Annotated in this window: 18 protein-coding genes; 1 reads left to right on the top strand and 17 read right to left on the bottom strand. The window is 53.2% G+C overall.

Features of this window, described 5'->3' with window-relative positions:
* Positions 1-121 precede the first annotated feature (121 nt).
* The 6 genes from ACJY2G_RS14385 to trxC form a co-directional block, all read right to left on the bottom strand.
* Positions 122-466, bottom strand: a complete 345-nt coding sequence (locus ACJY2G_RS14385; protein WP_430320981.1) for a YfiM family lipoprotein — start codon at positions 464-466, stop codon at positions 122-124.
* A gap of 64 nt (positions 467-530) precedes the next feature.
* Complete coding sequence (gene pssA, locus ACJY2G_RS14390; RefSeq protein WP_430320982.1) at positions 531-1,883, bottom strand: CDP-diacylglycerol--serine O-phosphatidyltransferase; 1,353 nt, start codon at positions 1,881-1,883, stop codon at positions 531-533.
* Entirely contained in the window at positions 1,864-1,911 is a 48-nt protein-coding gene (locus ACJY2G_RS14395; protein WP_217203873.1) for a hypothetical protein, read from the bottom strand. The genes pssA and ACJY2G_RS14395 overlap by 20 nt, the downstream gene beginning before the upstream one ends.
* A 119-nt stretch (positions 1,912-2,030) precedes the next feature.
* The gene (locus ACJY2G_RS14400) at positions 2,031-4,691 is read right to left on the bottom strand and encodes a bifunctional acetate--CoA ligase family protein/GNAT family N-acetyltransferase (RefSeq protein ID WP_430320979.1); all 2,661 of its coding nucleotides are present in this window, start codon (positions 4,689-4,691) and stop codon (positions 2,031-2,033) included.
* A gap of 31 nt (positions 4,692-4,722) precedes the next feature.
* A complete protein-coding gene (locus tag ACJY2G_RS14405) occupies positions 4,723-5,427 on the bottom strand; it encodes a tRNA-uridine aminocarboxypropyltransferase (protein ID WP_430320980.1) in 705 nt (234 codons plus the stop codon).
* Between the two features lie 128 nt (positions 5,428-5,555).
* The gene (gene trxC, locus ACJY2G_RS14410) at positions 5,556-5,975 is read right to left on the bottom strand and encodes a thioredoxin TrxC (RefSeq protein ID WP_015695963.1); all 420 of its coding nucleotides are present in this window, start codon (positions 5,973-5,975) and stop codon (positions 5,556-5,558) included.
* A 242-nt stretch (positions 5,976-6,217) separates the two neighbouring features.
* On the opposite strand from trxC, the gene ACJY2G_RS14415 reads away from it, so the two are divergent.
* Positions 6,218-7,321, top strand: coding sequence for a tRNA/rRNA methyltransferase (locus ACJY2G_RS14415; RefSeq protein ID WP_095923430.1), 1,104 nt, complete (start codon positions 6,218-6,220; stop codon positions 7,319-7,321).
* A 75-nt stretch (positions 7,322-7,396) separates the two neighbouring features.
* Here ACJY2G_RS14415 and emrB read toward each other — a convergent pair whose 3' ends face one another.
* From emrB to proX (ACJY2G_RS14470), 11 genes are all read right to left on the bottom strand, one after another.
* The gene (gene emrB / locus ACJY2G_RS14420) at positions 7,397-8,932 is read right to left on the bottom strand and encodes a multidrug efflux MFS transporter permease subunit EmrB (RefSeq protein ID WP_113877526.1); all 1,536 of its coding nucleotides are present in this window, start codon (positions 8,930-8,932) and stop codon (positions 7,397-7,399) included.
* A gap of 17 nt (positions 8,933-8,949) precedes the next feature.
* The gene (gene emrA, locus ACJY2G_RS14425; RefSeq protein WP_430320445.1) at positions 8,950-10,125 is read right to left on the bottom strand and encodes a multidrug efflux MFS transporter periplasmic adaptor subunit EmrA; all 1,176 of its coding nucleotides are present in this window, start codon (positions 10,123-10,125) and stop codon (positions 8,950-8,952) included.
* Positions 10,126-10,150: 25 nt separating this feature from the next.
* Positions 10,151-11,605 carry an efflux transporter outer membrane subunit gene (locus ACJY2G_RS14430; RefSeq protein WP_430320446.1) on the bottom strand — a complete coding sequence of 485 codons (1,455 nt, stop codon included), beginning with the start codon at positions 11,603-11,605 and terminating at the stop codon, positions 10,151-10,153.
* A 23-nt stretch (positions 11,606-11,628) separates the two neighbouring features.
* The gene (mprA, locus tag ACJY2G_RS14435; RefSeq protein WP_095923421.1) at positions 11,629-12,150 is read right to left on the bottom strand and encodes a transcriptional repressor MprA; all 522 of its coding nucleotides are present in this window, start codon (positions 12,148-12,150) and stop codon (positions 11,629-11,631) included.
* A 175-nt stretch (positions 12,151-12,325) separates the two neighbouring features.
* A complete protein-coding gene (gene ygaH / locus ACJY2G_RS14440; RefSeq protein ID WP_112290461.1) occupies positions 12,326-12,667 on the bottom strand; it encodes an L-valine transporter subunit YgaH in 342 nt (113 codons plus the stop codon).
* Positions 12,657-13,418 carry an AzlC family ABC transporter permease gene (locus ACJY2G_RS14445; protein ID WP_430320447.1) on the bottom strand — a complete coding sequence of 254 codons (762 nt, stop codon included), beginning with the start codon at positions 13,416-13,418 and terminating at the stop codon, positions 12,657-12,659. The genes ygaH and ACJY2G_RS14445 overlap by 11 nt, the downstream gene beginning before the upstream one ends.
* A gap of 174 nt (positions 13,419-13,592) precedes the next feature.
* Entirely contained in the window at positions 13,593-14,777 is a 1,185-nt protein-coding gene (locus tag ACJY2G_RS14450) for an MFS transporter (RefSeq protein ID WP_112290457.1), read from the bottom strand.
* A 166-nt stretch (positions 14,778-14,943) separates the two neighbouring features.
* Positions 14,944-15,375 (bottom strand): type II toxin-antitoxin system HicB family antitoxin, encoded by a 432-nt coding sequence (locus ACJY2G_RS14455; protein WP_113877531.1) that lies wholly within the window; start codon positions 15,373-15,375, stop codon positions 14,944-14,946.
* A gap of 21 nt (positions 15,376-15,396) precedes the next feature.
* Entirely contained in the window at positions 15,397-15,579 is a 183-nt protein-coding gene (locus ACJY2G_RS14460; RefSeq protein WP_430320449.1) for a type II toxin-antitoxin system HicA family toxin, read from the bottom strand.
* Between the two features lie 114 nt (positions 15,580-15,693).
* Positions 15,694-16,689, bottom strand: coding sequence for a glycine betaine/L-proline ABC transporter substrate-binding protein ProX (gene proX, locus ACJY2G_RS14465; RefSeq protein ID WP_112290456.1), 996 nt, complete (start codon positions 16,687-16,689; stop codon positions 15,694-15,696).
* A gap of 24 nt (positions 16,690-16,713) precedes the next feature.
* Complete coding sequence (gene proX / locus ACJY2G_RS14470; RefSeq protein ID WP_430320450.1) at positions 16,714-17,724, bottom strand: glycine betaine/L-proline ABC transporter substrate-binding protein ProX; 1,011 nt, start codon at positions 17,722-17,724, stop codon at positions 16,714-16,716.
* Positions 17,725-17,854: the final 130 nt, after the last annotated feature.

The raw sequence follows: 17,854 nt of genomic DNA on the forward strand, positions 1-17,854 counted from the left end.
TAGTGGAAAGCCCTGTACTGACGTACAGGGCTTTTTGCTATGAGGAATCTGCTGATGTTTGGACGTTACTTGCCCTGATTTTGGCATTTATTACTCTGCTTGAGCTCTGCCAGAACCCCTGTCAGTAATGAGTCAGATGATAAGCGCTGTATCCGACAGCTGCGCCTGCGATATCCCAGCTAAAATCTTTCCAGCTCCATCCGCTTCCGCCTTCCCGGCTGTCATAAAGCTCTTTCGCCGCACCCAGTCCGACAGAAAACATCAGTCCGAATGAGCGGCTGCGTGCTTCATTCCATCCCTGACGATCACCATAGGCAGTTCCAGCTGCTGCTAATACTGCTGATCCCACAAAGTGCTCGGCTTTATCTTTGCCTGTCCATGCGTCATTCGCATAATGCGTGCACCCACTGCATCCCAATATCAGCGCGATAAGAGGAAGTCTGAGCGCTACAGATAATCTTTGCATCATAGGGTGGAATTCCAGATAAAAAAAAGCCCGATCACGATGATCAGGCTTTCAGTATAGCCAATTACAGAATTCGGCTGATGAGTCTGTCGATTCTTATCCGCCGTAAGCGTCGGATAAGCTTACGAACTTTGACCGGATAATTTGGAATGCTCTCCAGTTCCATATAGTGCGAAACCACATGCGTATGCTGGCGAATTTCTTCCAGCTCTTTATGACGCGCAGCGGCCATTTCTTTATGCGGATCGTGGATCAAAATGGCATTCTCAAGATCCAGACGCCAGGCGCGGGGATTGAGGTTATTACCGGTAATCAGTTGCCAGCGGTCATCCACCCACATGCCTTTCAGGTGATAGCTGTTATCACCGTCTTTCCACAGACGGACAATTAACTGTCCGCTGTCAACAAAACGCTGTAAACGGCTCAGGAAGCGGCGCAGGTTAATTTCATACAAGTACGGTAAGGCACCTATGATTTTGAATGGCTGATCTTGCGGAATATAGAAATCGTTCGCTGTTTTATCACCCACAATAATTTCCACCTGCTTTCCACGGCGCAGCAGATGAATAATGTTGCGCGCCAGCATGGCAGGCATATTGAAGTAAGGCGTACACAATGTCAGCTTATGATCCGTGCTGGCCATAAGATGATGGATAGTCCGGTTCAGCTCATTTTGTTTGCCAAGACCCACAATCGGCGTGATGGCCAGTTCATCATTACCGGCGCTATCTTTAAAATGATAGCCACTGGTACGTAAGGTCTGGCGGAACTGACGTGTTTCGTTCTTGATCTCAATACTTTTTGGACGATCTTCGCGATCCAGTCGCTGTACGGCAGACGCGGTCAGGATCGACTTCTTCATAAAGTCGATCATTGTGTTGGCCAGCGCCGTATTCGTCAGTAACTGATAACGGTCATAACGATACTTTTCATGGCGATGCAGATAGACATCGTTAAGGCTCGCGCCGCTGTAAATGACCTGATCGTCGATCACAAAACCCTTGAGATGCAAAACGCCCAGCGCTTCGCGGGTATTTACGGGCACACCATATACCGGCACGGAAAGTCCGGGATGCTCTTTCGCCATACGACAATACCAGTCAGCATTGGTGTTTGCCGCTGCAGCGCCGATACGACCACGCTGAGCGCGGTGCCAGTCAACCAGCACGCAAATCTCCAGCTCGGGGCGACGCTGCTTGGCATCATACAACGCCGACAGCACATCGCGACCGCCATCATCGTTCTCAAGATAGAGCGCGACCAGATAAATCCGTTGGGTGGCGTTAGCAATGGCTTCGAGCAGCGTCGTACGGAAATCTGTCGGACAGTAGAGCGTTTTTACAGCATCAACCGTTTGGGGGAGTTTGGGTAGCTGAGCAAGGTGTTGTTGATGTTTATTACGTTTGAATTTTGACAACATCACAGTGCGCTTCTTCTCTCTTCATGTAATGGCTTTAGCGGCACAAACAGATATAGGTAACCGCACAATCGGTCGATAATACCATTAGTCCTGTCTGATGTGCGCATCTTTTGCCTGTTCATCGCGCAGGCTCACGGTTTCCTGCTACAAAATTCGGGTCTTTTCCAGCGTCAGGGAGAGGTTCACGATACCGTCCTGAATCTGAATATCGACGTCAAATCCCAGCTTTCTGGCCAGCGTAATCATGCCGCGATTGTGGGGCATAGTGATTCCGGTCAGACGTTGCAGCCCATGCTCTGAGGCGTAATTGATCATCTTATCCAGCAGGCGTCTTCCGAGCCCTAAACCTTTCAGGTCTGAGCGAACCAGAACCGAAAATTCGGCGTCAGTATTATCGGGATCTGATACCGCTCGGGTGACACCAATAATTTCACTTTTTTCATTAACAGTATGGATAGCCACGAACGCCATTTCGCGGTCGTAGTCGATTTGCGTCATATTCGCTAAATCTTCATGTGTGAATTCGTTGATCTCACTGAAATAGCGATAGTAGAGATCTTCCTTCGTCACTTTCAGGATAAACGCTTTAAGCAGCGGTTCATCTTCAGGCAGTATCGGGCGGAACAATGCTTGCGACCCGTCTTTCAGTATAACGTGCTCTTCGAGTTCACGTGGATAAGGACGAATTGCCAGTCGTGACGGTGCGCCGGGCTTCTGTGCCGAAAGCTGCATTGAAACATCGAGCAGGCTGAGTTCATTACCGGAAACCAGCAAAGGATGAATATCCAGACGTTCGATTTCCGGGCAATCAATAATCAGGTTCGACACGTTTACCAGCAGCTGACTGAGCGCCGGGATATCGAGAGGATGCAACGCATTGCGCCCCCTGATTTTGCCGCTCTTGAGCGCCTGAACGACCTGATAGCGTGCCAGCGTCATGTTCAGCGGCGGCAGTGAAATCGCCGCCTGTCTTTCCGGAAGCCAGTCAGTGCCGCCCTCGGCCAGCATAATCAGCGGGCCGAAGACCGGATCCTGTTCGACCACCACGCGAAGCTCCTGTGAGCCGGGCCGGTTAGCCATGGTTTGCACCAGCAGCCCCTGAATTCTCGCCTGCGGGAATGCCTGCCTGGCGCGGTCAAATATCGCATTCGCCGCCTGTTCCACTTCACTCGCGGTGCGCAGATATAGCATAACGCCCTGGACTTCTGAATTATGCGGGATGTCCGGAGAACGCAGCTTCAGCGCCACCGGATAGCCAACCTGACTGGCGATATTCACCGCTTCTGCACTGTCACTGGCTATCCATGTCGGCAATACATTCATTCCGTACGCCTGCAAAATTGCGCGCACTTCATGGGTATCGAGCTGTGTAATGCCTTCCGCTAATGTCCGGGCGATCAGCTGATGTGCCTGATCGGTGTTCTGTTCAAGATCTGCCGGTAGTGCCGGCGTTTCTTTCAGCTGTTTCTGGTTACGACGATATTCCACCATGTGCATAAATGCCGTCACCGTGCCTTCCGGCGTCCGGTAAGTCGGGATGCCGGCTTCAGTGAACAGTTTGCGGGCTTCCTGCGACGAAAACTCACCGCACCAGTTAGTCAGCAGCGTAATGTATTTACCTCGGGGATGCTGGCGAACGGCTTCAATCAGCTGGCTGGCCGTCACGGTGCCATGTGCCGCCGCGCTGGGAGCGTGGATAACCAGCACTGCGTCGTAATCTGTGCTGTCGAGCAGCGCGGTCATGACCGCCTGATACAGTTTGGGTGTAGCATCGTCGCGCAAGTCTAACGGATTGGCGGCGGTAATCGATGGTGGCAAAACGGCGCTCAGAGCGTGACGGGTTTCATCACTGAGTTTCGCCAGTTTGCCGTTACGCGAGAGTAACTGATCCAGTGCCATCGCAGCCGGTGCGGCGCCGTTGCTGATAATCAGTATGCGCTCACCGCGCAACGGGCGCATATGGCTCAGCGTTTCAACAGCGGAAAACAGTTCATGCGTATCCTGCACACGCAGTAAACCGGCGCGCTGAATAGCGGCATCATAGGCTGCGTCGAGGCTGAGCGGGCTGTTGAGCAGCTGCTGTGCCTGTCCGCTTCGACCGCTTTTGATCACCAGAATCGGTTTATTTCGTGAGGCACTGCGTGAGGCGGAAAGAAAACGTCGTGCATCGCTGATGTGTTCGAGATACAGCAGGATGGCGCTGGTTTTACTGTCGCGGGCAAGGAAGTCGAGCAGGTCATCGACATCAATATCCAGGCTGTCACCGAGAGAAACGAAATAAGAAAATCCCACGGCACGCTGTTGCGCCCAGTCGAGAATAGTATTGGCGACGGCCGCCGATTGCGAAATAAACGCCAGTTTGCCGGGAAGGATCGGTACCGGTGAAAAGCTGGCGTTCAGTTTCTGCCACGGGGCAAGAATACCCAGACTGTTGGGGCCAAGCAGACGCATCGAAAAGCGCTGGGCGCAGGATTTCAGATCAGCGAATTGTTGTGGCTGTGAGGAAAGCACAATGACTGTTTTACAGCCGCGTTCGCCAAGCTGTTCGAGCAGGGCGAGATTGCGGTCAGCGTGCGTGCAGAGAATAGCCAGATCCGGTGACATCGGCAGGCTGGCGACATCCCGCCAGGTTAGTACGCCACATACGGCACGATAAGCGGGCGTGACTGGCAGAACCGGGCCATTAAATCCGCTGTCGAGCAAGTTGCGCATCATCAGATATCCGGCGCGGCCCGGCTTATTGCTGGCACCAATAACCGCGATAGATTCAGGTCGTAAAAGTGCTTCCAGTCCGCGCTGACTCATAATTTCTCCGGTTCATCATGTTCCCATGATTCTAGAGGCTTTCTTCGTTCTTTGCTGTGAGCTGATGCACCGGATGGTGGGGTTTTCCGGCCAGATACTGGGTACGGAAATGGGTGAAGTGTCGTGACAGACCCGCAGAAGCGTCAACATCACCGGCTTTTTCCAGCAGGGCTGCGGCCACTTCCACGGTGCAATGCAGTTCCGGGCGCGAGGCTTCACGCAGGATATAACCGGAGCTGGCACTTACATCGAGGGAGAACACGGGCAGATTATCCAGATATGGGCTTTTGCGGAACATCTTGCGGGCTTCGTTCCAGGTGCCGTCGAGCATAATGAATAAAGGCGGTTTGCTGCCTGCCGGGACTTCTGTAAATACCTGTCGCGGCGGAGTTGCGAAAGACGCGGGAAACACCACGTAAGCCTGACGTTCGGGATCGGCAATGGCTTCCAGCAACGCCGGATCTGTTTCAGTACGTGACCACAAAAACGCCTGGGTATCGGGCAATACATCCGCGATTAACCGGCCGGTATTGCTCGGTTTCATTGGCTCTGTGTCAAACATCACCAGACAAAAACGGCTGGCGGCCTGATGGATTTCGCGCGTGGCGCAGATGCAGTTACGTGTGGGTAACAGGCAGGTCTGGCAGCGAATGGCCCGGGATCCGCGCGCAAGGAAAGGGCGGGTGGAACGGGCTAAGCGCTGCTCACGCAGGCGAAGAACGGCATTGTCTGACATAAGCATTCCGGTTAACGAAAAACGGCTATTCTAATCACCCGGTCAGGGCAGGCAAGTGGCAACTGCGAATAACAGTAAAAGGCCCGTATTGTACGGGCCTTCGGCAGGGCTTTATGACGGCATATGCGTTACAATGATTCATTAAGCCAGTTGTTGAACGGGGCTTTAGGCATCGCTCCGCTTAACATATCGACCATTTTGCCTTCATTAAACACCATAATGGTCGGAATACTGCGGATACGGAACCGCGCGCTCAGTTCAGGTTCTGCTTCGGTATTAACCTTAATGAAACGGATCTTACCGGCGCGTTCCTGAGCCACATCTTCGAAAATTGGCGCGAAGTTAACGCAAGGGCCACACCACGGAGCCCAGAAGTCGATGACAACGGGCAAATCATCTTGCAGATATTTGTCCAGGGTAGCGGCGGTGGCGTGAACCACATCACCTTCAAAAAGTGCGTGACCGCAGCGGCCGCATTTTGCGCCGTCGTCGATACGATCCTCAGGCAGGCGGTTTGTGGCCTGACATGATGAACAAACCGTATTCATAAATAGCCTCTACATTGCTTAACGTGAGAAGGGTATCAACCACAAACCCGTTTTACCCTTAAAAACGGTGAATAAAACGGCTGATATGTTGCTTGTATGTTGTAAGTATGAGGGCGACACCTCACCTAAACAACGTGGTTTATTCAATGAATACGATAGTTTTAAGCTTTTGGTCCAAAGCCTGTGGCTTAGCTCACAGACATCAGGTAATCTTCGCGCCCTGCGCGTAGGTGGAGAGAAAAATGAACGATTCATTCAGTGGCAAGAACGGCAAAGTCAAAGTGATGTACGTCCGTAGTGACGACGACGGCGATAACCGCAATAACGATAAACGTCCTTCCAACAATAAAGGACGTCCGGGCGATAAACCTCGCCAGGGTTCCCGTCCCGACGATGCCCGCCGCAATGAGCGTCGTAGCAGCGACTCCCGTGGTGATTCCCGCGGTCCGGCTCCGCGTCGTGGCGATGATCGCCCGCGTCGTCCGGCGCGTGATGACGACGGCCCGTACTCTTCGCCGTGGAAAACTGTTTCACGTCCGCCGGCAGATGAATCTGTTCCGGATCACGGGGGTATCAGCGGTAAAAGCTTTATCGATCCTGAGCAACTGCGTCGTCAACGTCAGGAAGAAACCCGCGTGTATGGCGAAAACGCCTGTAAGGCACTGTTCGCCAGCCGCCCGGACGCTATCGTCCGTGCGTGGTTTGTGCAATCCGTTACCCCGCGTTTCCGTGAAGCACTGCGCTGGATGGCGGCAAACCGCAAAGCCTACCATGTGGTTGAAGATGACGAACTGGCGAAAGCATCCGGTACCGAACACCACGGCGGGGTGTGTTTCCTGATCAAAAAACGTCAGGGTCTGGATGCAGAAACGTATCTGCAAACGGCTCCGGCGAAAGACTGCGTACTGGCGCTGGAAAACGTCGGCAACCCGCACAACCTCGGCGGTATCATGCGTTCTTGTGCGCATTTCGGTATCAACGGGATGATGGTTCAGGATCCGGCTCAGCTGGAATCTGGCGCCGCAGTCCGTACCGCTGAAGGCGGCGCGGAACACGTTAAAGCCATCAGTGCTGATAATTTCCTTGAAGTGCTGGAAACCTTCCGTAACGCGGGATACACCATCGTGACCACGTCGAGCCATAAAGGTACGGCGCTGGGCAAAGCGCAGTTACCGGCTAAAATGGTGCTGGTGCTGGGTGAAGAAAGTGATGGTTTGTCTGACAGCGCCTGGCAGCAGGGTGACCTGAGCGTGTCAATCGGCGGTACCGGTAAAGTGGAAAGCCTCAACGTTTCCGTGGCATCCGGTATTTTGCTGGCAGAATGGTGGCGTCAGAACCAGGCGTAATCGCCCGGTTTTAGCCATAAAAAACGGACGCGTAATGCGTCCGTTTTGCTTTCTGACATTCAGGGAATACCTGGATCAGTGCGCGCCACCGGCTCCGCCACCGCTGGTGAACGGCGGACGGGCGAACCAGATTAAGATCAGCAGTACCAGGAATGCGCCACCGGATAACCAGAAAATCTCATTGGCAGAGATGATCAGTCCCTGATTAGTGATTTCCCGCGCTATCCAGCCAGAAGCCTGCTGATGGCTCATGCCCATCCCTTCCAGCTGCTGATAGGTTTGCGTTGCCGCCGGATTAAACGGCGTGATGTTTTCCGTCAATTGCGCGTGGTGCAGCGATTCACGGTTAGACCACATGGTGGTAGTGATCGACGTACCAATCGAGCCTGCCAGCGTACGGATAAAGTTCGACAAACTTGATGCTGCCGCCATGCGTTCAGGCGGTAAACCGGACAGAATAATGGTCGTCAGCGGCATAAAGAAGCAGCCGACGGCGAAGCCCTGAATAAACTGCGGCCACGCAGATGCGCCAAAATCCATCCCCGGTTCGAACGTATACGCACGCCAGAAGAAGCAGTAGGCATACATGATAAAGCTGAAGGTCACCAGCTTTCGCATGTCCAGACGATGCGCAAAACGCCCGATAATCGGCGACATCAGAACCGGCAAAATCCCCACCGGCGCGGACGCCAGACCCGCCCAGGTGGCGGTATACCCATAGACCTCTTGCAATAGCTGCGGCAGCAACACAATTGCGCCGAAGTAGAGCATGTAGGCCAGGCTGATACACAGCACACCAATGGTGAAGTTTCGCGATTTAAACAGTGACAGGTCGACTATCGGATGGTCGTCGGTCAGTTCCCAGACCACAAGGAAACAGAGCGCGACCACCGCCACGACCGCCAGCACGATAATTTCCGTCGAGTTAAACCAGTCGAGTTCTTTACCCCTGTCGAGCATCACCTGCAATGCGCCAATGCCCAGTACCAGCAGCACTAACCCCACACTGTCGATGGGCCTGATTTGCGTCGCGGTTTCGCGCCCCTTCAGCGTTCTCAGCGTCAGGAACACCACCGCAATGCCGATCGGCACGTTGATAAAGAAGATCCAACCCCAGTGGTAATTATCACTGATATACCCGCCCAGGATCGGCCCGCAGATCGGGGCGACGATCACCGTCATCGACCAGAGCGCGAGCGCGGTACTTCGCTTGGCCGGCGGATAGTTATTCAGTAACAGACTTTGCGAAAGCGGGATCAGCGGACCTGCCACCACACCCTGCACCACACGGAAGAAGATCAGCATTTCCAGACTGGTGGACATACCGCACAGCCACGATGCAATCGCAAACAGCACCGTGGACCACAGGAAGAGTTTGACCTCGCCAATACGTTTTGCCAGCCAGCCGGTGATCGGGATCGAGATGGCGTTCGCCACCCCGAACGACGTGATAACCCAGGTGCCCTGTGAGTTCGAGGCACCCAGATTCCCGGCGATGGTCGGGATCGCCACGTTGGCGATCGTCGAGTCCAGCACCTGCATAAAGGTAGCCAAAGACAAAGCCACCGTCATCCAGGCCAGCGGGGCGCCTACCAGCGGTTTATTTGCCACGAAGGCCTCCGGAGATTTTAGCCTGCATTGGCATGGATAACGTCAGCAATGATGGCGTTGACCGGCGCCAGATCCAGCGTCAGCGCGCTGGTCTGATACAGCGGTTCGCTGCGGACTTTATTCGCCAGCACCAGACCATCACGGTTTTGAGTATCGACGGTCACCAGCGTGGATAAACCGATACGCAGCGGATGCTCAGCCACTTCCTGATCGTTAAGTTCGATACGAACGGGCAGACGCTGAACCACTTTGATCCAGTTGCCGGTGGCATTCTGCGCCGGTAACAGCGAGAACGCGCCGCCAGTGCCCATGTCCATACCGACGACTTTGCCGTGGTATTTCACGTCATCGCCGTACATGTCACTGACCACGGTTGCCACCTGACCAATACGCATATTCGCCAGCTGGGTTTCTTTAAAGTTGGCATCGACCCAGATGTGATGCGCCGGAACCACCGCCATCAGGGAGGTTGTCGGACTGATCTGCTGACCAATCTGTACGGCACGACGTGAGACAAAACCGTCAATCGGGCTGCGCACTTTGGTACGTTGCAGGGCAAGCCATGCGTCACGCACCTGAGCGGCGGCCTGCAGAACCTGCGGCTGCTTATCGACCGGCGTATCCAGAATCATCGCCTGATTGGCGTTGTATTGCTGAACGGCGACATCGTATTGCGCTTTCGCCGTATCGACTGCATCACGGGCGTGTTGCAGTTCTTCACGACCAATCGCATCGGCATTACCCAGCACGATACGGCGTTTGAGGTCAGTCTGCGCCTGTTGCAGTTGGGTCTGACGCAGCGCGATATTGGCCTGATATTGTTTACCGTTGATGATCAACTGATGCGTCTGACGCACGCTGTTGGCCAGCGCCGTTTTAGAGCGTTCGAAAGCCTGCCCTGCATCGGTCGGATCGATAGTCACCAGCACGTCGCCTTTTTTAACAAAATCGGTGCTGTCGAAATTGACGTCGGTCACACTGCCCGACACCTGCGCCATAATCTGAACCTGATTACCGGCCACATATGCATCGTCGGTAGACTGGAAATGACGTAACACCAGAAGCCAGTAGAACAGGTAGGCGATGGCGATAATAATGAAAATCCCGGTTAACAAGAGCATCGCGACTTTGCGCGTTTTTTTCTTATTTTTCGGAGCTTGCGTCGTTGCCTGAGTTTCGGCATTTGCGCTCATGGTCTTCTCCACACTGAGTCTTTTATTATGATTTTTGGTCCGCGACCGGGGCCTGATAGCCACCCCCAAGCGCACGGATGAGACTGATTTTTGACTGCATCAACTGACTGCTGGCGTTGAGTTGCGCCTGTTGTTGTTGCAGAAGCGCTGACTGGCTGCTTAACAGCTCATCCCGTCCGATGACGCCAGCGTTGTATCTTGCATCCGAAACGCGATACACCTCTTCCAGCGACTTAGCGGCAGAAGATGCCTGCTGCAATTGTTCCGCGCTGCTTTTCGAGACTGTAATGGCATCCGCAGTTTGCTGGATGGCGTTCAGGATGGTCTGGTTATACGACTCAACTGACTGGTCATATAACGCGGACTCTTCGCCCAGTTTGGAGCGCAGTGCACCAGCGTGGAAAATCGGCAGCGAAATGGCTGGCGCGATATTCCAGGCTTTACTGGCTGCTTCAAAAAGATTCGGGCTGGTGCCGCCGTAATTGGTGGTCGTCAGACCGCCGAAGGCACTGATGGAAAGGCTTGGATAAAATTCTTTTTTCGCGGCACTGACCCGCTGGGAATAGGACTCCACCAGATCACGCTGTGCGGCGATGTCCGGGCGTTTACCCAGTAAATCCAGCGTCAGTTCGGCTTTCGGTGCCAGCGCTTCTGCCGGTGGCAATGCCACGGCGTGGAGGCCATTCATCGCATCCGGACCACGTCCTGCCAGCGCAGAAAGCTGATGTCTCAGCTGTTCAGTTTGCGATTTCAGGTTGATGATCTGCTGTTTGGCACTGTCAGCCTGAGCCTGGGTTTGTTGCGGAATTTCAATGCCATAGACCCCAGCCTGATATTGCGCTTTCCGCAAATCTGCCAGACGCTGGTTGTTATCCACTTCATGTTGCAGAACATCTTGTAAGGCAAGATTGGCCTGCAACTGATAATAGGCTGACGCGACCGAACTGGTCAGCGTCAGAGCGGCTTCAGCCTGTTCAGCACGGGCGGAATCCACCTGTGCTTTTGCGGCATTCACCTGATTGCGGTATTTACCCCACCAGTCAAACTCATAGCTCAGATTCAGCCCGAGGCTGTTGCTGCTGTCGTAGATCGGCGCTTCAGGATAGCTGGTCAGGAACGGCGGGATCGTGTTTTTTGCGACACGTTCACGACGCGTAGAACCATTCAAATCCAGATACGGACCATTGGCGGCATCGGCTTCTCCCATCACGCTTTGTGCTTCGCGCACGCGAGCGGCGGCCTGACGTAATGACGGCGAGTTTTGCAACGTCGTGGTCATCAGGTTATCCAGTTGCGAGTCATTAAGACTGCGCCACCACTGAGGGCCGAGGGTCAGGGAATTGACTTTTGCCTGCTGCAGATGAAGCTGTTGCGTATCCAGCAGCGACGACTGAGGAGCAATATTATTACTGGAGGCACAGCCGGCCAAAATCAAAACGGCAAACAGCGGCGTAAGCCTCCAGCGAGCTTGGAGTGACATGTGTAGTTTACCTGAACAGAAATTTAGAATTGTTGTAGTGCTGTTGCATCCATCTGATCAAGGCGAGTTAACAGTTTGCGGGTCAGGGTTTCTAACTGCTTCTGCTCATCTGCGTCTAAAGTTGACCAGAGAAAATGCAGACTCTTGTGTTGAGGCGGCAGTAACTTCTGGATAAAGGCTTCCCCGTCAGGCGTCAGGTGCAAATGCAGGCACCGGCGGTCGTTATCGCTTTCACGGCGTTCAATCCATCCGCGTTTTTCCAGCTCATCCGCAATACGGGTGGCATTAGTACGGGAAGAACCCAGCGCAGAACTGAGCTCAGAAGGCTGAATGCTGTGACTTTCCTGCGCATCCAGGGTCAGTAACGCCATAAACAGCGTTTCATTAATCCCTTGTGCTTTCAGCATTTTATTGCGGTTTTCAAGCAATTTACTTTGCATGTGCATACACAGGCGGGTCAGCAGAATTTCCTGATAAGGGAAATCTTTTTGCTTTTTGGCCCGGAAATTTAACATGTTTTCAATTGGCGCGAACGAACTGTCCATATGAGAAGCCTCATTAGTTACAGATGACATAGTAACGATGGTAATTAATAATATCAATGTCATGAATCACCAATTCTTTAGCAATTAGTGTGATTCATAACTCCGGTGAATTATTCGATGTTTAAAGTATTCGGCAGAGTTTGCCCTGCGGTTACTCTGCAGTAAAAAAAGGTCTTCAGCCTGCGGCCATCAGCATCACCTTAAACACCAGCCCGTACGCCAGCGCACCGGTCAGTGTGGCAATAATGATACTTTTGGTTCGCCAGAAAATCAGCGCGAGAAGCACAAAACCGGCCAGCGAAGGCAGCAGCTTTTGATGATCACGCAAAATTTCAGGCGTGCTTGAAACCACCAGTAACGCGCAGATAGACGCGATACCGATGCTGTCGAGCACGCGGGACAGAGGGCCACTTTTTGGCCCGGGTTTCTGCCTTGCGCCCATGCGCAAAGGCAAATACCGGAACAGGTAATTCACGGTGCCGACGAGCAGACAAACCAGAATGACATTAGTGCTCATCTGAGGTTATCTCCGTGGCAGAAGAGGATTGAGGGCGTTGCAGCAGGGCGGCAACGCACCCGGCGGCCAGACCGCAGCCGATAGCGGCGGGAATTGACCAGAACAGCAGTCCGCCCAGCGCGCCAGCCAGCGACGCGACAAACACCATACTTTGCTGGCGCTTAAACGCCGCGAGCAGAAAACTCAGAAACAGCGCCGGTAACATAAAGCCGAGTGCGGCTTCGATAGCCGGGAAATTTTCCAGTGGCCCGTTGCCAAATAACGCCCCCACAGCAGTGCCAAATACCCATGAAAGCCAGGAAGACAGCGCAATGCCGCACATCCAGTTTTCGCTCCAGCTGCGTTTATCACGGATAAGCCGGGCCGTGGCGGCGGCAAACACTTCATCCGTCAGGCCAAATGCCCACAGCGCGGTTTTTTTGCCATTGAGTTTGCCCACCAGACGGTTACGCAGCGACGGCCCGTACAGCACATGTCGTACATCCATTGCCATCACGGTAAGGGCAGAAACCCACAGGGACATTCCGGCGCTGAGAAGCGCGGTGATCACAAACTGACTGGCGCCAGCGTAGATAAGAATGGAAAAAAGCAGACTTTCAGCTGGGGTGAATCCCAGTTTTACGGCGCTGAGACCAAATGCAAAAGCGATGGGCAGATAGCCAATGACAATGGGCAGGCTGTCGGTAATACCTTGTGCGAATGTTGAAACACGGACGGGGTCGGGTGCTTCGAGATCTGGGTTGCTTTGCATGGGTGTTTAAAAGATTGTGAAACCGGATGAGTTCCGGCAAATAATTCATGGTGCAAACATTACCAGACTGTAAGTATTGTTAACACCCTTTGGTTCAAATAAATTTCCAATATGATTATTCGCAAGCTAATCAGGAGGGGTGATGGTTCCCCCCTGATGTAATTTCGTACGTTATTACGCCAGCTTGTATTTATATCCCTTTAGCCAGACCAGTAAATTCAGCACACACATAAGGGTTCCTGCTGCTGACACTCCGTACCAGCCTGCGGCCTGATAGGCGGATGCGGACACCAGCGAGCCGACCGCACCCCCAATAAAGTACGTCGTCATGTATCCCGCGGTCAGGCGGTTACGTGCTTCCGGCATGGTTTTGTAGATGACACTTTGGTTGGTGATGTGGACGCCCTGAACCGAAAGGTCCAAAACGATGATGCCGATAATCAGCGAAATCACCGAGTGCTGGCCCCAGGCAATCGCCGCCCAGGACAGCAATAGCAGAATCAGACCCGCCGTGGTGGTCAGATGCGCTTTGCCCTTATCCGCCAGATGTCCAGCACGGGTAGCCGCCAGCGCACCCGCCGCGCCCACCAGCCCGAACAGTCCGATCACGGCTTCGGAATAGTGATACGCCGGGCCCGCCAGCAGAAACGCCATTGACGTCCATAAAATACTGAAGTTAGCGAAACAGAACATGCCGATCAGCGCGCGGGTGCGTAACACCGGCGTGTGGATGAACAACGTGAAGATGGATTTCAGCAACTGCGGATAATTCAGATCCGTTTTCTGCTGGTGTTTCGGCAGCTTGCGCCACAAGACCAGCGCCATCACGATCATCAGTGCGCTCGCTACCCAGTAAACCGTGCGCCAGCCGCCCAGCGATGCCAGAGCACCGGCGACGGTACGCGCCAGCAAAATACCCAGCAGCAGCCCGGACATAATCAGCCCGACCACCTTACCGCGACGCTCTGGTTCAGCCAGCGTAGCCGCCAGCGGCACCAGAATCTGCGCTACCACCGAGAACAGCCCGGTCAGCGCCGTCCCGACCAGCATGATGGTCAGCGTAGGTGCCATGGCTGTGAGCAGCAATCCTGCCGCGGAAAGCAGCGTCATCAGCACGATTAACCCGCGACGTTCGAACATATCGCCGAGTGGTACGATAAACATCAGCCCGCAGGCATAACCAAGCTGTGCCACGGTGACGATAAATCCAGCCTGATTGACGGAAAGATCAAATGCGCGTGCGATAGTTTCCAGCAGCGGCTGCGGGTAATAGTTACTGGCGACGGCGAGCCCGGTGGCGACTGCCATCAGAATAATCAGCGCCGGGCTGAGTGGTGAATGTGTGGTCGTTTTTTTCATAATGGGGATAACAGATCTTATTGAAGAAGCAGGGGAATGCGAAAAACGATTATCGTTTTGGTTGAAATATTAAACCAATGAATAGTTTTCATGGCAACTATTTGGTTTTGCAATAGCCGTACCGGCAGGCTTGTTTGCAGCAGGGGATTTCCCTGCTGCGAGACTCTTAAGCCAGCAATTCCTTACGCGCGGCCATCGCCAGAAAATGACTGCGGTCGCGATACGACGGATGATTTTTAACTTTATTATCAATACGTTTGATCAAAGTATCAGGCAGCGAAATATTGATCCGGTGTGCCTTCCCTTCGAACTCTGACAGATCAATATCGATCAGAAACCAGGTATCGAAGTCGGAATATTCGGGATTAGCGGCATACACCAAATGCCCGGCATCAAAAATATCATCAACAACAAAGCGTTCGCTTTCGATCAAATCTTCTACCGTCATCAGGATGGCTTCGCGAACCATAGGGGCGATTTCTTCACGGGTATCCGCTGCAGAGAAGCACCCGTAATCGAATTTGGTAAATGCTGGTACCACCATACCGTACGCGGTTTTATCATCTTTTGGCGTTTCAAGCCCGACTGAAAAGAACATATTCAACCTCCAGTTGCAGGATCATATCCCTGCCATTTTCATAATGGATTTGAGGGTTCCCACAGGTAAATCATTTTTGGGGTGAGGAACGGGAAAAGTTTTGTTGGTGACAGGTGACCACCAAATTTGATGACTTCCTCCCCGGTGACGCCTGAGTTCACAACCCGCTGCAAGCAGCGCTTTAATCAATTCCGTCGATTTCATGGGCTCTCCTTAACAATATGTCATTATACACACGAATACACACCAGGGCGATTGACAAAAAAAACGGGCGGAGATTTCTCCCCGCCCGCTGGCCTTACTGAGTCTGATGTAATGTTATTTCGCTGCCGCAGCCGCTTCTTTTACCCAGCCGTCGAACTGTTCCTGGTGGGCTTTGATCCAGCCATCTGTCTGCGCGGAGATATCAGCATCTGAATTTTTACCCGCGTGCATGGCGGCGTTCTGCGCATTGATGTCTTTCAGTGGCAGTTTCATGATGGCGAACAGTTTTGCCGCCGCCGGGTTTTTCTCAGCCCAGGCTTTGTTCGCTACGATGTGCATGGTACTCACCGGGAAACCGTAGTTTTTGCCGTTTGGCAGTGTGGTATCGGCATTTTTATCACCCGGTACCACAGAGAACGGTACCTGCATCCACAGCACGTCTTTGCCCGGAACCAGCACATTGCTGACCCAGTACGGCGTCCAGGTATAATAGAAGATCGGCTTACCTTCTTTGTAACGCGTGATGGTGTCGGCAATCATCGCGGAATAGTTACCCTGATTGTGGGTCACGGTATTTTCCAGTCCGTAGGCTTTCAGCTGCTCATTCAGCGCGGCTTCACAACCCCAGCCCGGCGTACAACCGGTCAGATCGGCTTTACCGTCGCCGTTGGTATCAAACAGCTTGGCCAGTTTCGGATCCTTCAGCTGTTCAATATTGGTAATGTGGTATTTCTCAGCAGTTTTTTTATCGATCAGCCAGCCTTGTGCTGCGCCGGTCACGTAGGTGCCTTCGCGGTAAAAGACTTTGTCGCCACCGGCGGCTTTGTACATTTCATCATGCAGCGGTGACCAGTTGACGGCGGTGAAGGTCGCATCACCGGCAGCCAGCGTTGTGTAACCGACGTTGTAATCGACCTCACGGGTTGGCTGCACGTCATAGCCCAGTTTCTCCAGCGCCTTGCTTACCAGTTCGGTCTGAAAAGACTCCTCACTGATGGTGCTCTGGACTGGCGTCACACTGATGCCTTTACCCGGCAGATCGGCAGCGAATGTAGTGGCTGTTGCAAATGTGGTGAGGGCGGCAACCGCCCAGATTCCTGTCTTTTTCATAAATTCCTCGATTTTTATAATGCGTTATTTTGCTGCGGCAGCAGCTTCTTTAATCCAGCCATCGAAGGTCGCCTGATGCGCCTTGATCCAGCCATCAACGTGCTGCTGGATATCTTCTGATGAGGATTCACCTTCATGCATTCGCAGGTTCTGCGCGTTCACGTCGGCCAGTGGCAATTTCATGATGGCGAACAGTTTCGCGGCCGCCGGGTTTTTCTCAGCCCAGGCTTTGTTTGCCACAATGTGTTCGTTATTGACCGGGAAGCCATAGTTCTTGCCGTTAGGCAGGGTGGTATCCATGTCTTTCTGCGAACCCGGATTTGCCGAGAACGGCACTGTCAGCCAGACCACGTCTTTACCCGGTTTCATCTCGTTGCTGACCCAGTACGGTGTCCAAGTGAAGTACAACACTGGTTTACCGGATTTAAAGCGGGTGAGAGTGTCAGCGATAATCGCCGAATAGTTCCCCTCGTTTTGCGTCACGGTATCGCTCAGGCCGTAAGCCTTGATTTGGGTATTGATCACCTGACCGCAAACCCAGCCCGGATTACAGCCTGCCATATCAGCTTTACCGTCACCGTCAGCATCAAACAGTTTGGCGATTTTCGGGTCTTTCAGCTGGGATAAATCATGAATGTGGTATTTGTCGGCGGTTTTCTTGTCGATCAGATAACCCTGTGCCGCGCCGGTGATATAAGTGCCCTGACGGTAGAATTTCTGGTCGCCACCGGCTGCGTTGTACATGTCTTTTTGCAGCGGTTCCCAGTTCACGGCCATGTAAGTGGAATCACCGCTGGCGATGGCGGTGTACGCCACGTTGTAATCTACTTCACCGGTTTGCTGAACGTCGTAGCCCAGTTTTTGCAATGCACGGTTAACCAGTTCGGTCTGGAAAGTTTCTTCTGCAATGGTGCTTTGCAACGGTTTGACGACCACGCCTTTGCCCGGTAAATCGGCAGCGAAAGCGGCAGGTGTCGCAATAGATAATGCGAGGATGAGTGTTTTGATGTGTGTCTTATTCTGAGTTATGCGCATGGTGAACCCTTATTCTTTTCCTCTTCATCATTCAGGCTGCCTCTGCGTTGGCTGCCTTCATTCACCCCGGTCACTTACCAGTGTAAGCTCCCGGGGATTCATTCAGTTGCCGCCTTGATGCCGCCCGAAT

Source organism: Rahnella sp. ATs2 (assembly GCF_051851855.1).
Taxonomy (GTDB): domain Bacteria; phylum Pseudomonadota; class Gammaproteobacteria; order Enterobacterales; family Enterobacteriaceae; genus Rahnella; species Rahnella variigena.